Origin of the sequence: Streptomyces sp. SCL15-4 (genome assembly GCF_033366695.1) — a bacterium.
In the GTDB taxonomy this organism is placed as follows: Bacteria; Actinomycetota; Actinomycetes; order Streptomycetales; family Streptomycetaceae; genus Streptomyces.
On the sequence record NZ_JAOBTQ010000001.1, the window covers coordinates 7,730,453 to 7,746,062 of the forward strand.

1 protein-coding gene is annotated in these 15,610 nt (G+C 77.3%); it reads left to right on the top strand.

Features of this window, described 5'->3' with window-relative positions; all coding sequences use genetic code 11:
• Positions 1 to 65 precede the first annotated feature (65 nt).
• A complete protein-coding gene (locus SCK26_RS35130) occupies positions 66 to 15,599 on the top strand; it encodes a type I polyketide synthase (protein ID WP_318205417.1) in 15,534 nt (5,177 codons plus the stop codon).
• Positions 15,600 to 15,610 lie beyond the last annotated feature (11 nt).

Sequence of the window (15,610 nt, forward strand, 5' to 3'; positions counted from 1 at the left end):
CGACCCTCCCACGACACCCCGGCCGCACCGCGGTCCACCTCTTCGCACAGGAGTGGCGACACCCGATGACCAACGACGAAAAGCTGCTCTCCTACCTCAAGCGGGTCTCCGCCGACCTGGCCCAGACCCGCCGGCGGCTGCGCGAGGTGGAGACCCAGGACCGGGAACCCATCGCGATCGTCGGGATGAGCTGCCGCTTCCCCGGCGGCGTGACCACCCCGGAGGAGTTCTGGCGGCTCGTCCACGACGGCACCGACGCCATCGGCGACTTCCCCGACGACCGGGGCTGGGACATCGACGCGCTGTACGACCCCGACCCGGACGCCACCGGCAAGAGCTACGTCACCCGCGGCGGGTTCCTCACCGACGCGGCCGGGTTCGAGCCGGACTTCTTCGGCATCAGTCCCCGCGAGGCGCTGGCGATGGACCCCCAGCAGCGGCTGCTGCTGGAGGTGTCGTGGGAGGCCCTGGAACGCGCCCGGATCGCCCCCGACTCGGCGCACGGCACCCGCGTCGGCGTGTTCGCCGGCACCAACGGCCAGGACTACAAGGACCTGCTGGCCCGGATGCCCGACGACAGCGAGGCCGCGCTCGGCACCGGCGTGCTGGCCGCCGTCATCTCCGGCCGCATCTCCTACACCCTCGGCCTGGAGGGCCCGGCCGTCACCATCGACACCGCCTGCTCCTCGGCGCTCGTCGCGGTGCACCTCGCCGTCCAGGCCCTGCGCGGCAAAGAGTGCACCCTCGCCCTGGCGGGCGGCGCCACCGTGATGTCCACGCCGGGCAACTTCGTCGCCTTCAGCCGGCAGCGCGGCCTCGCCGCCGACGGCCGCTGCAAGTCCTTCGCGGACGCCGCCGACGGCACCGGCTGGAGCGAGGGCGCCGGCATGCTGGTGCTGGAACGGCTCTCCGACGCCCGCCGCAACGGCCACGAGGTGCTGGCCGTCATTCGCGGCTCCGCCGTCAACCAGGACGGCGCCTCGAACGGCCTGACCGCCCCCAACGGACCCTCCCAGCAGCGCGTCATCCGCGCCGCGCTGGCCTCCGCCGGGCTCGGCCCGGCCGACGTGGACCTGCTGGAGGCGCACGGCACCGGCACCACCCTCGGCGACCCCATCGAGGCGCAGGCGCTGCTCGCCACCTACGGCCAGGGCCGCGAAGAGCCGCTGTGGCTGGGGTCGGTGAAGTCCAACATCGGGCACACCCAGGCCGCGGCCGGCGTCGCCGGCATCATCAAGGCGGTCATGGCGATGCGGCACCGCGTCCTGCCCCGGACACTGCACGCCGAGCAGCCCTCCACCAAGGTCGACTGGGAGCAGGGCGCCGTCCGGCTGCTGACCGGGAACCGGCCCTGGACCGACCCCGGCCGCCCGCGCCGGGCCGCCGTGTCCTCCTTCGGCGCCAGCGGCACCAACGCGCACACCATCCTGGAGGAGGCCCCCGCCGAGGAAGCCGGGGAACCCGCGGAGGCGGCGCCGCGCACGGCCCCGCCGCTGGTGCCCTGGGTGGTCTCCGGCCGCACCGAACGCGCCCTGCGCGAGCAGGCCGCCCGCCTCGCCGCCGCCGTCGGCGAGGCGGACCCGGTGGACGTGGCGCACTCCCTGGCCGCCACCCGCACCGCCCACCCGTACCGGGCCGTCGTCCTCGGCGCCGGCCGCGACGAGCTGCTGGCCGCCCTGACCGGCGTCGCCGAGGGCGGCCGGGGCGCCGCCACGGGCCGCATCCGCAAGGGCCAGACCGCCTTCCTGTTCACCGGCCAGGGCGCGCAGCGCGCCGGCATGGGCCGCGAACTGCACGCCCGCTTCCCGGTGTTCGCCCGCGCCTTCGACGAGATCTGCGCGCTGACCGGCGACGACGGCCTGCGCGACCTCGTCCTCGGCGACGACCCCGAGCCGCTGCGCCACACCGCCCGCACCCAGACCGCGCTGTTCGCCTACGAAGTCGCCCTGTACCGGCTGCTGGAGTCCTGGGGACTCACTCCCGACTACCTGGCCGGCCACTCCGTCGGCGAGATCGCCGCCGCCCATGTGGCGGGCGTCCTGGACCTGAAGGACGCGACCACGCTGGTGACCGCGCGCGGCCGGCTGATGCAGGCGCTGCCCGAGGGCGGCGCGATGATCGCCGTACGCGCCACCGAGGAGGAGGTCCGCCCGCATCTCACCGCGCGGATCGGCATCGCCGCCGTCAACGGCCCCCGTTCCGTGGTGATCTCCGGCGACGCCGCCGAGGCCGAGGCGGTGGCCGCCCGCTTCGACAAGAGCCGCCGGCTGACGGTCTCGCACGCCTTCCACTCGCCGCTGATGGAACCGATGCTGGACGCGTTCCGGACGGTCGTGGAGTCCCTGACCTTCCACCGGGCCGCCGTCCCCGTCGTCTCCAACGTCACCGGCGCGCTCGCCACCCAGGACATCGCCTCCCCCGAGTACTGGGTGCGGCACGTGCGCGAGGCGGTCCGCTTCCACGACGGCGTCCGCGCCCTCGCCGCCGCGGGCGTCACCCGCTACCTCGAGGTCGGCCCGGACGCCGTGCTGACCGCCATGGCCCGCGACTGCCTGACCGACGACGGCACCGACACCGACGCCGTCCTGGCCGCCGCCGCCCGCCGCGACCGCGACGAGACCGAGACCCTGCTCACCGCCCTCGCCCGGCTGTACACCGCCGGCGCCGCCGTGGACTGGACCGCGCTGTTCACCGGCGCCCGCACCGTCGACCTGCCCACCACCGCCTTCCAGCGCGAACGCTTCTGGCCCGAGACGACCGCGACCGCCGGCGACGTCGGCTCCGCCGGCCTGGACTCCGCCGACCACCCGCTGCTCGGCGCCGCCACCGTCCTCGCCGACACCGACGGCGCCGTCCTCACCGGCCGGCTGTCGGCGCGCACCCATCCCTGGCTCGCCGACCACGTCGTCGGCGGCCGGATCGTGGTCCCCGGCACCGCCATGGTCGAACTCGCCGTCCGCGCCGGCGACCAGGTCGGCTGCGCCCACCTGGACGAACTCGCCCTGGAGACACCGCTGGTGCTGCCCGCGGACGAAGGGGTGCGGGTCCAGGTCGCCGTCGGGGCGCCCGACGCCCTGGGCGCCCGTACGGTGCACGTGTACGCACGCGCCGAGAGCCTGCCCGCCGACGCCCCGTGGACCGCGCACGCCTCCGGCCTCCTCACCGCCGGCCCCGCCGCCCCGGGCACCCGCCTGGACGACTGGCCCCCCGAGGACGCCGAAGCGCTCGACATCAGCGGCCTGTACGAGCGGCACGCCGCCGCCGGACTGGAGTACGGGCCCGTCTTCCGTGCCCTGACCGCCGCCTGGCGGCGCGACGGGGAACTGTTCGCCGAGGTACGGCTACCCGAGCGGCCCGCCGCCGACGCGCCCCGCTTCGGCCTGCATCCGGCCGCGTTCGACGCCGCCCTGCACTCCCTGGCCCTGCTCGGCGACGGATCCGCCGACGACACCGCCCGGCTGCCGTTCGCGTTCGCGGGCGTCACCCTGCACGCCACCGGCGCCTCGGTGCTGCGCGCCCGGCTGACACCCGCCGGCGAGAACGCCTTCGCCGTCGACCTGGCCGACGCCGGCGGCGCGCCCGTCGCCACCGTCGCCTCGCTGACCTCCCGCCCGCTCACCCGCCTCACCGCCCACGACCCCGCCGCCGACGCCCTGTTCACCCTCGACTGGCAGCCGCTGCCCCTGGACACCGACGCCCCCGACGCCGGCCACCGGGTGCTGCACAGCAGCCCGGGGTCCACTCCCGACGCCGTCCGCGCCGCGCTGCGCACCGCGCTCGCCGCTCTCCAGGACGACGACCCCCGCCCGCTCGCCGTGGTCACCCGCGGCGCGGTGAGCGTCGCCGGCGAGGACGTGCCCGACCTGGCCGGCGCCGCCGTATGGGGCCTGGTGCGGTCCGCGCAGTCCGAGCACCCCGACCGGTTCACGCTGCTCGACCTCGAACCCGGCGCGGACGCCGCCGCCGTCCTGCCCGGCGCCCTCGCCACCGGCGAACCCCAGCTCGCCGTGCGCGAAGGCACCGCCCGCGCCGCCCGCCTCCTACGCGCCGAACTCCCCGCCGACGCCCCCGGCCGCACCTTCGATCCCGAGGGCACCGTCCTGCTGACCGGCGCCACCGGCGGCCTCGGCCGGGTCCTCGCCCGCCATCTGGTCACCGCGCACGGCGTGCGGCACCTCGCGCTGCTCAGCCGCTCCGGCAACGCCGACGACCTGATCGCCGACCTGGCCGCCCTCGGCGCCACCGCGACCGCCCACGCCTGCGACGTCGCCGACCGGGACCGCCTCGCCGCCGTCCTGGCCGCCCTCCCCGCCGACCGCCCCCTCACCGCGGTCGTGCACGCCGCCGGCGTCCTGGACGACGGCGTGATCTCCGCCCTCATCCCCGAACGCCTCGACACCGTCCTCGCACCGAAGGCCCTCGGCGCCCTCCACCTGCACGAACTGACCGGCCCCGGCACCACGTTGGTGCTGTTCTCCTCCATCGCCGGCACCGTCGGCGCCCCCGGCCAGGGCAACTACGCCGCCGCCAACGCCGTCCTGGACGCGCTGGCCGCGCACCGGCACGCCCACGGCGCCCCCGCCCTGTCGCTGGCCTGGGGTCCCTGGGAGCCGTCCGGCGGCATGACCGGCACCCTCGACGAGGCCGACCGCTCCCGGATGACCCGGGGCGGCATGACCGCCCTGTCCGCCGAGGAGGGCACCGCGCTGTTCGACCGGGCGCTGTGGGCCGGCCGTCCCGCCCTGGCGCCGGTACGGCTCTCCCTGCCCGCGCTGCGCGCCCAGGGCCCCGGCCTCGCGCCCGTCCTCCGGGCCCTCGCGGGCCGCCCGGTGCGCCGGGAGGCCGCCGCCGAGGGCACCGGCGCCGGCTTCGCCGAGCGGCTGGCCGCGCTGAACGCCGAGGAGCGCGCCGAGGCGCTGCTGCACACGGTCCGCGCCCATGTCGCCGCCGTCCTCGGGCACGCCGACCCGGGCGGCGTGGAGACCGACCGGGCCTTCAAGGACCTCGGCTTCGACTCGCTCGCAGCCATCGAACTGCGCAACTCCCTCTCCGCCGAACTGGGCCGGCGGCTGAGCGCCACCCTGGTCTTCGACCACCCCTCGCCCGAAGCGCTCGCCGCCCACCTCGGCACGCTGGTCGGCGACGCCCCGGCCGCGGCCCGCGGCGACCGGCGCGCCCGCGCGGCCCGCGCCGAGGAGCCGCTGGCGATCGTCGGCCTGGCCTGCCGCTACCCGGGCGACGTCCGCACCGCGGACGACCTGTGGCGGCTGGTCGCGGACGGCACCGACGCCATCACCGCCTTCCCCGCCGACCGCGGCTGGGACGTGGACCGGGTCGTCGACCCCACCCGGCGGCGCCCCGACACCTCCTACGTCGGCGAAGGCGGATTCCTGCACGACGCGGGCGACTTCGACGCCGCCTTCTTCGGCATCAGCCCCAAGGAAGCCCTCGTCATGGACCCCCAGCAGCGGCTGCTGCTGGAGACGTCCTGGGAGGCGCTGGAGGACGCCGGCATCGACCCGCACTCCCTCAAGGGCAGCCGCACCGGCGTGTTCGCCGGCGTGCAGTACCACGACTACTTCGGCAGCTTCGGCTCCGGCAGCATCATCTCCGGCCGCGTCGCCTACACCCTCGGCCTGGAGGGCCCCTCCCTCTCCGTCGACACCGCCTGCTCCTCCTCCCTGGTGGCGCTCCACCTGGCCGCCCAGTCGCTCCGGCAGGGCGAGTCCGACCTGGCGCTGGTCGGCGGCGTCGCCGTCATGGCCACCCCGGAGACGTTCGTGGAGTTCAGCCGGCAGGGCGCGCTCGCCCCCGACGCCCGCACCCGCGCCTTCGCCGACGCGGCGGGCGGCACCGTGTGGGGCGAGGGCGTCGGCGTGCTCGTCGTGGAACGCCTCTCCGACGCCCGCCGCAACGGCCACCAGGTCCTCGCCCTCGTCCGCGGCACCGCCGTCAACCAGGACGGCGCCTCCAACGGCCTCACCGCCCCCAACGGCCCCGCCCAGGAACGCGTCATCCGCGAGGCCCTGGCCGCCGCCCGCCTCACCACCGCCGACGTGGACGTGGTGGAGGCGCACGGCACGGGGACGACGCTGGGCGACCCGATCGAGGCGCAGGCGCTGCTGGCGACCTACGGCCAGGACCGGGACCAGCCGCTCTGGCTGGGGTCGGTCAAGTCGAACATCGGGCACACGCAGGCCGCCGCCGGTGTCGCCGGGATCATCAAGATGGTCATGGCGATGCGCCACGGCGTTTTGCCGAAGACGCTGCACGTGGACAAGCCGTCCACGAAGGTCGACTGGGACGCGGGCAGCGTACGGCTGCTGACCGAGGAACGTCAGTGGCCGGCCGCCGGCCGGCCGCGCCGGGCCGGCGTCTCCTCCTTCGGCATCAGCGGCACCAACGCCCACGTCATCCTCGAACAGGCCCCGCCCGCCCCCGCCGAGCCCGCACCGCCCGCACCCCAGGGGCCCGCCGTGCCCTGGCTGCTCAGCGCCAAGACGCCCGCCGCGCTCGCCGGACAGGCCGCCGCCCTCCTCGGCCACCTCGACACCCACCCCGGCCTCGACCCCCGCGACATCGGCTGGTCGCTGGCCACCACCCGCGCCCGCTTCGCCCACCGCGCCTCGATCAACGGGACCGACCCGGCCGAACTGCGCGGCGCCCTCGCCGCACTGGCCGACGGAAGCACCGCCCGCGCCCTCGTCCAGGGCACCGCCGCCGGCCGCGCCCGGCCCGTGTTCGTCTTCCCCGGACAGGGCTCCCAGTGGTCCGGCATGGCCACCCGGCTCCTCGACGAGTCACCGGTGTTCGCCGCCCGCATGGCCGAGTGCGCCGCCGCCCTGGCCCCCTACACCGACTGGGACTTCGCCACCGAACTGCGCGGCGACCTGGACCGCGTGGACGTCGTCCAGCCGCTGCTGTGGGCCGTGATGGTGTCCCTCGCGCACACCTGGAGCGCCTACGGCGTCACCCCGGCCGCCGTCATCGGCCACTCCCAGGGCGAGATCGCCGCCGCCTGCGCGACCGGCGCGCTCACCCTCGCCGACGGCGCCCGCGTCGTCGCCCTGCGCTCCCAGGCCATCGCCGAACTGCTGTCCGGCTCCGGCGGCATGATGTCCGTCGGCGAGGGCGCCGACGCGGTCCGTGCCCGGCTCGCCGCCTTCGCCGGCCGGCTGTCGGTCGCCGCCGTCAACGGCGCCGCCTCCACGGTGGTCTCCGGCGACCCCGACGCCCTCGGCGAACTCCTCGCCCTGCTGCGCGCCGAGAAGGTCCGCGCCAAGCGCCTGCCCGTGGACTACGCCTCGCACAGCGCCCACGTCGAGACCCTGCGCGCCCGCCTCGCCGAGGACCTCGCCGGCATCGAGCCGCGCACCACCCGGGTGCCGTTCTACTCCACCGTCACCGGCGGCCTCCTGGACACCGCCGGGCTCGACGCCGACTACTGGTACACCAACCTGCGCGGAACCGTGCTGTTCGAACAGGCGGTACGGGCCGCCGTCTCCGCCGGGCACCAGCTGTTCATCGAGGCCAGTCCGCACCCCGTGCTCACCGTCGGCATCCAGGAGACCGACGACGCGGTGGCCGCCGTCGGCTCCCTGCGCCGCGACGAAGGCGGCCGGGACCGGCTGCTGACCGCGCTGGGCGAGGCGTTCACCCATGGCGCCGCCGTCGACTGGACCGCCGTGGCCGAGGGCCGCCGGCCCCGCCGGGTGCCGCTGCCCGGCTACGCCTTCCAGCGCGAGCGGTACTGGCTCGACAGCACCGCCGCCGGCGCCGACGTCACCGCCGCCGGCCTCGCCCCCACCGACCACGCCCTGCTCGGCGCCGCGATGGTACGGGCCGATACCGAGGGCGCCGTACTCACCGGCCGGCTGTCCGCCGCCACCCAGCCCTGGCTGGCGGACCACCGGGTCGGCGGCCGGCTGCTCTTCCCCGGCACCGGGCACCTGGAACTCGCGCTGCGCGCCGGCGACCAGGTCGGCTGCGGCGACCTCGCCGAACTCACCCTGCACGCGCCGCTGATCCTGCCCGACCACGGCGCCGTCCAGCTCCAGGTCACCGTCGGCCCGCCCGAGGGCGACACCCGCCCGGTCACCATCTGGTCGCGGCCGGAGAGCCCGGACGAGGAACTGCCGTGGACCCGGCACGCCGACGGCCTGCTTGCCCCCACCGGCACCCTGCCCGCCCCCGCCGACCCGCTCACCGACTGGCCCCCACGCGACGCCGAACCCGTCCCGCTCGACGGCCTGTACGACGACCTGGCCGGCCTCGGCCTCGGCTACGGGCCGCTGTTCCAGGGCCTGCGCGCCGCCTGGCGCACCGCCGACGGCCTGTACGCGGAGGTCGCCACCGACGCCGCGCCCGACGGGTTCGGGCTGCATCCCGCGCTGTCCGACGCCGCGCTGCACACCGTCGGCCTCACCGACGCGGCCGGCGAGGAGGCGCTGCTGCCGTTCGCCTGGTCCGGGGTACGGCTGTACGCCACCGGGGCGACCGCGCTGCGCGTGCGCGTCCGGACCGCCGGCGAGGGCACCGTCTCCCTCACGCTCGCCGATCCCGCGGGCGCCCCCGTCGCCACCGTCGACGCGCTCACCCTGCGGCCCCTGCGCACCGAGGCGCTGGCCGCCGCGGCCCGTGGGCCCCGCGCGGGCGCGCTGTACCGGGTCGCCTGGGTGCCGGCCCCGCCGGTCACGGCGGCCACCGGCCGGGTGGAGGTGGTGCGGGCCCCGGCCGGGGTGAGCGCCGCCGACGCCCGGGCGGCCGTCGGCACGGTCCTGGACGAGCTGCGTTCCAGGCTGGCCGACGACCGCCTCGCCGACACCCCGCTCCTCGTCGTCACCGGCACCGACCCGGCGGGCGCCGCCGTCGGCGGCCTGGTCCGCTCGGCCCAGTCGGAGAACCCCGGCCGCATCGTCCTGGTCGAGTCCGACACGCCCCCGGACCCCGCACGCCTCCCCGAAGCGGCGACCCTGGGCGAACCCCACGTGGCGTTCCACGAGGACGAGTGGCGGATGCCGCGCCTGGTCCGCGTCACCACCGAGACCCCGGCCGCGGCCGAGGCCACCGGCGGATCCGCCGATAGTTCCGCCGTGCCCACCGGCGCGCTCGCCCCGGAGGCCGGCGGCTCCGTTCCGGCCGCCGGCACCGCCGGCCCGGCCGAGCCGGGTGCCGCCTCCGCGCCGGGCGCCGGAGAGACCGCCGACCCGGGGACCGGACTCGGTGCCGGGACCGTCCTCCTCACCGGTGCGACCGGTGCCCTCGGGCGGATCGTGGCCCGGCATCTGGTCGTCGCGCGGGGAGTGCGGAGTCTGCTGCTGGTGAGCCGGAGCGGGGCCGCCGAGGATCTGGTCGGCGAACTCGCCGCGCTGGGCGCGGAGGTGACGAGTGCCGCCTGCGATGTCGCCGACCGCGCGGCGCTCGCCGCCGTACTGGACGCCGTACCCGCCGACCGGCCGCTGACCGCCGTGATCCACGCGGCCGGTGTCCTCGCCGACGGCGTGCTCTCCTCGCTCACCCCCGAGCGGCTCGACACCGTGTTCCGGCCGAAGGCGGACGCCGCCTGGAACCTGCACGAACTCACCGCGGACCGGAACCTGTCGGCGTTCGTGCTGTTCTCCTCCTCCGCCGCCACGCTCGGCTCGCCCGGCCAGGCCAACTACGCCGCCGCCAACGCCTACCTCGACGCCCTCGCCGTACACCGCCGCTCCCTCGGGCTGCCCGCGCACTCCCTGGCCTGGGGCCTGTGGGCCGAGGCCGGCGGCATGACCGGCGCCCTCGGCGACGGCGACCTCGGCCGGATCGCCCGCGGCGGCGTCGCCCCGCTGGCCACCGAGGAGGGCGTCGCCCTGTTCGACGCCGCCCTCGGCGGCACCGACCCCGCCGTGCTGCCGGTGCGGCTGGACCTGGCCGCGCTGCGCGCCCAGGAGGACGGCCCGGCCCCGCTGTTCCGCGCCCTGGTGCCCGTACGCCGGGCCGGTGCGGCCGGTGCGCGGACCGCGGCCGGTGCCGACGCGCTGCGCGAGCGGCTCGCCGGGCTGCCGGCGGCCGGCCGCGAGCCGTTCCTCACCGACCTCGTGCGCGGCCACGTCGCCACCATCCTCGGCTACCGCTCCGCCGAGGACGTCGGCCGCACCCTGGCCTTCCGGGAACTCGGCTTCGACTCCCTGGCCGCCGTCGAACTGCGCAACCGGCTCACCGCGGCGACCGGCCTGAAGCTGCCCGCCACCCTCGTCTTCGACCACCCCACGCCCGCCGGCCTCGCCCGCCACCTGCTCGGCGAACTCACCGGCGCCCTCGCCGCGGCACCCGCCCGCACCGCCTCCCGCGGCGCCGCCGACGACGAACCGATCGCCGTCATCGGCATGGCCTGCCGCTTCCCCGGCGGCATCGCCTCCCCGGAGGACCTGTGGCGGCTGGTCGCCGAAGGCAGGGACGCCGTCGGCGAGTTCCCGGCCGACCGCGGCTGGGACCTCGACCGCCTCTACGACCCCACCCTGGACCGCCCCGGCACCAGCTACACCCGGCAGGGCGCCTTCCTGTACGACGCCGCCGGCTTCGACCCCGCGTTCTTCGCCATGGACGACGAGGAGGCCCTGGTCACCGACCCCCAGCAGCGGCTGCTGCTGGAGACCTCCTGGGAGGCGCTGGAGCGCGCCTCCATCGACCCGGCGACCCTGCGCGGCTCCGACACGGGCGTGTTCGCGGGCGTCATGTACCACGACTACTTCGGCAGCTACGGCTCCGGCAGCGTGGTCTCCGGCCGTGTCGCCTACACCCTCGGCCTGGAGGGCCCGACCCTCTCCGTCGACACCGCCTGCTCCTCCTCGCTGGTCGCGCTGCACCTGGCCGCCCAGGCGCTGCGGCAGGGCGACTGCTCGCTGGCGCTGGCCGGAGGAGTGACCGTCATGGCCACCCCGGGCACCTTCGTGGAGTTCAGCCGGCACCGGGGCCTGTCCCGGGACGGCCGCTGCAAGCCGTTCGCGGACGCCGCCGACGGCACCGGCTTCGGCGAGGGCGCCGGCGTGCTGCTGCTGGAGCGGCTCTCCGACGCCCGCCGGAACGGCCGCCGGATCCTCGCCGTGCTGCGCGGTACCGCCGTCAACCAGGACGGCGCCTCCAACGGCATCAGCGCTCCCAACGGGCCCGCCCAGCAGCGCGTCATCCGCCGCGCCCTCGAAGCGGCCGGTGTCGCCGCGGCCGAGGTCGACGTGGTCGAGGCGCACGGCACCGGCACCACCCTCGGCGACCCCATCGAGGCGCAGGCGCTGATCGCCACCTACGGCGCCGAGCACACCGGCGACCGCCCGCTGTGGCTCGGCTCGGTCAAGTCCAACCTGGGCCACACCCAGGCCGCCGCCGGCGTCGCCGGTGTCATCAAGATGGTCGAGGCGCTGCGCCACGAGACCCTGCCCGCCAGCCTCGGCGTGGACCGGCCCACCCGGCACGTGGAGTGGGAGGGGAGCAACGTACGGCTGCTCACCGAGAACCGTCCCTGGCCGGACCCGGGCCGCCCGCGCCGCGCGGGCGTCTCCTCCTTCGGCATCTCCGGCACCAACGCCCATGTCATCATCGAGGCCGCACCCGCCGAAGAGCCCGCCGAGGAGCCCGCCGCCCCGGCCGGCGGCACCGTGCCGTGGCTGCTGTCCGGGCACACCCCCGACGCCCTGCGCGCCCAGGCCGCCCGGCTGCTGGACCACCTGTCCGCCGCCCCGGACACCGACCCGTACCGGCTCGCGGGCGCGCTCGCCCACGCCCGTACCCGGCTCGGCCACCGGGCCGCCGTCCTCGGCCGCACCCGGGACGAACTGACCGCCGGCCTGCGGGCCGTGGCCGAGGGCCGCACACCCCCGGCCGGAGTGCTCGGCACCGCCGCCGACGGCCGGCTCGCCTTCCTCTTCTCCGGCCAGGGCTCGCAGCTGCCCGGCATGGGCTCCCGCCTCGCGGCGGACTTCCCCGCCTTCGCCGCCGCCTTCGACGAGGTCCGCGCCCACCTCGACCCGCTGCTGGACCGGCCGCTCGCCGAGGTGATGGACTCCGCCGGGCTGCTGGAGCGCACCGAGTACACCCAGCCCGCGCTGTTCGCCGTCCAGGTGGCCCTGTACCGGCTGCTGGAGTCCTTCGGCGTGCGGCCCGACCTGCTCGCCGGGCACTCCGTCGGCGAGTTCGCCGCCGCGCATGTCGCGGGCGTGCTCGGACTGGAGGACGCCTGCGTCCTGGTCGCCGCCCGCGGCCGCCTGATGCAGGCCCTGCCCGAGGGCGGCGCGATGATCGCCGTACAGGCCACCGAGGACGAGGTCGTGCCGCTGCTCGGCGACGGCGTGGGCATCGCCGCCGTCAACGGTCCCGCGTCGCTCGTCGTCTCCGGGCCCGCCGGACCGGCCCGCGCGCTGGCCGCCCGCTTCGCGCGCACCAAGGAACTGGCCGTCAGCCACGCCTTCCACTCGTCCCTGATGGAACCGATGCTGGCCCGGTTCCGCGAGATCGCCGCCTCCGTGTCGTACGGGACCGCGCGCATCCCGCTGGTGTCCACCCTCACCGGCGCCCCGGCCGCCCCCGACGAGCTGTCCGCCCCCGACTACTGGGTGCGGCACGCCCGCGAGGCCGTCCGCTTCGCCGACGCCGTCACCGCCCTGCACGACGCGGGCGTACGGCACTTCGCCGAGGTCGGTCCCGGCAGCGCGCTGACCGCCGCGGCCGGCGAGTGCCTGCCCGAGCAGGCGGCCGTCGTACCGCTGCTGCGCAAGGACCGCGAGGAGACCGAGGCGCTGCTCGCCGGGCTCGCCGCGCTGCACGTGCGCGGCACCGCCGTCGACTGGACGGCGCTGCTGCCGCACCGCGACGGCTCCGGCCTGCCCACCTACGCCTTCCAGCGCAGCCGCTACTGGATGACCGGCGACACCGTCCCGGCGCGCCCGGCCGACGGGCATCCGCTGCTGGGCACCGCCGTCGAACTCGCCGGCGCCGACGGCATCCTGTACACCGGGCACCTCTCCCTGGCCGACCAGCCGTGGCTGGCCGACCACCGCGTGGGCGGGGTGCCGCTGCTGCCCGGCACCGCCTTCCTGGAGATGGCGCTCGCCGCCGGGACCCGGGCCGGCTGCGCCGCGGTGGAGGACCTGACCGTCACCGAACCGCTGCCGCTGCCCGAGGACGGCGCCGTCCGCCTCCAGTGCACGGTCGGCGAACCGGATGCCACCGGCGCCCGCGCCTTCCGCGTGTACGCCGCCCGGGCCGACGGCGACCCGTGGACCACCCACGCCACCGGCGTGCTGCGGCCGGCCGGGGAGCGGTCCGTTCACGACCCGGCCGCCTGGCCGCCGCCCGGCGCCGAACCGGTCGCCCTGGACGGCGTCTACGAGCGGCTGGCCGAGCTGGGCGCCGAGTACGGGCCCCGCTTCCAGGGCCTGAGGGCGGCCTGGCGGCGCGGCGACGAGGTGTACGCGGAGGTCGCCGTCCCCGGCACCACCGACGGCTTCGGCCTGCACCCGGCGCTGTCCGACGCCGCCCTGCACGCCCTCGCCCTGCGCGCCGGAGCCGAGGAGCGCATGACCCTGCCGTTCGCCTGGAGCGGCGCGGAGCTGTACGCGCCGGGCGCGACCGCCCTGCGGGTGCGGATCGCCCCGGCCGGTGCCGGCGCGGTGCGGATCGAGGCCGCCGACGCCACCGGCCGGCCGGTGGCGCGGGTGGCGTCGCTCGCGCTGCGGGAGGTGGACCCGCAGCGGATCGCGGCGGCCGCCGCGGGCGGCCACGACGACCTGTTCGCCCTGGACTGGGTGCCCGCCACCGTGCCCGCGGCCCCGCAGGCCGGGCGGTGGACCGTCCTCGGCCCCGGCCGCGAGGAGCTGGCCGCCGCCCTGGCGGGCGAGGTCGCCGACGTCACCGTCGCCGCCGGCCCCGCCGAGGCCGCCGCCCAGGCCCCCTCCACCCTGGTCCTCCTGCACCCCGGAGGGGAGGGCGCCGACGCGGTCCGGGCCGGCCTGCACCGCCTGCTCGCCCAGGTGCGCGACTGGCTGGCCGACCCGCGGTCCGCCGACGCCACCCTGGTGGTGGCGACGCACGGCGCGACGGGCCCCGGAGACGTCACCGACCCCGGTGCCGGCGCCGCGTGGGGCCTGCTGCGCTCCGCGCAGTCCGAGCACCCGGGCCGCCTCGTCCTCACCGACCTGGACGGCACCGAGGCGTCCCGCCGGCTGCTGCCCGCCGCCGTCGCCTGCGGCGAACCGCAGCTCGCACTGCGCGACGGCACACTGTGCGTCCCCCGGCTGGTGCGCGCACCACGGCTGCCCGAGTCCGCCCCGGCCGACTTCACCGGCGGCGTGCTGGTCACGGGCGGCACCGGCGCCCTGGGCCGGCTGGTCGCCCGGCACCTGGTCACCGCGCACGGCGCCGACCGGCTGGTACTGCTCAGCCGGGGCGGGCCCGAGGCGCCGGGCGCGGCCGGACTGCGGGAGGAACTGACCGCGCTCGGCGCCCGGGTGACGGTCGTCGCCTGCGACGCCGCCGACCGCGCCGCCCTCGCCCGGGTCCTGGACGAGCACCCGGTCGGCGCCGTGGTGCACACCGCCGGTGTGCTCGCCGACGCCGTGCTGACCTCGCTCACGCCCGAACGGCTGGACACCGTGCTGCGGCCCAAGCTGGACGCCGCCTGGAACCTGCACGAACTGACCCGCGAGCGACCCCTGACGGCGTTCGTGCTGTTCTCCTCCGCCGCCGGTCTGCTCGGCGGCCCCGGCCAGTCCGGCTACGCCGCCGGCAACGCCTTCCTCGACGCCCTCGCCGCCCACCGCCGCTTCCTCGGCCTGCCCGCCGTCTCGCTCGCCTGGGGCGCCTGGGCGGGCAGCGGCGGCATGGCCGACCGGCTCACCGGCACCGACGCCCGGCGCGTCACCGCCGGCGGCATGCTCGCCCTGGACGCCGAGGCCGGGCTCGCCCTGTTCGACACGGCGGCCGGCCGCCCGGAACCGGTGCTGCTGCCGGCCCGCCTGGACCTCGCCCCGCGTGAGGCCGCCCGCGTCGCCCCGCTGCTGCGGTCCCTGGTACGGGCGCCGCGCCCGGCCGGCCCCGGGACGCCGGCCGCCGCGACGGCCCTGCGCCGCGAACTGGCCGCGCTGACCCCCGAGGACCGGGACGAACGGCTGCTGCGGCTGGTGCGTGACGAGGCCCGCGCGGTCCTCGGCACCGAGGAGTTCGCCGACGAACTGCCCTTCAAGGACCTGGGATTCGACTCGCTGACCGCCGTGGAGTTCCGCAACCGGCTGAACGAGGCCACCGGTCTGCGGCTGACCGCCACCCTGGTCTTCGACCACCCGACCCCGGCCGCGCTCGCCGGCCACCTCGGTGCCGAACTGGCCCCGCGCACACCGGACGGCCCGCGCGCCGAGGAGGACACCGTACGGGCCGCGCTCGCCGCGCTCCCGGTGGCGCGGCTGCGCGAGGCCGGCCTGCTGGACAGCCTGCTCGAACTCGCCGGACTGCGGCCCGCGCCGCACCCGGCAGGCGACGGCGGAGCCGGCCGCGCCCCGATCGACGAGATGGACGCCGAGAACCTGATCAGCATGGCCCTCGACGACCTCGTCGGGGACGACGACGCCCTGTGACGACGCCCGCG

Bases quoted from the DNA above. Each gene is read 5' to 3' on its own strand.
- SCK26_RS35130 (WP_318205417.1), top strand. From the start codon at position 66: ATGACCAACGACGAAAAGCTGCTCTCCTACCTCAAGCGGGTCTCCGCC.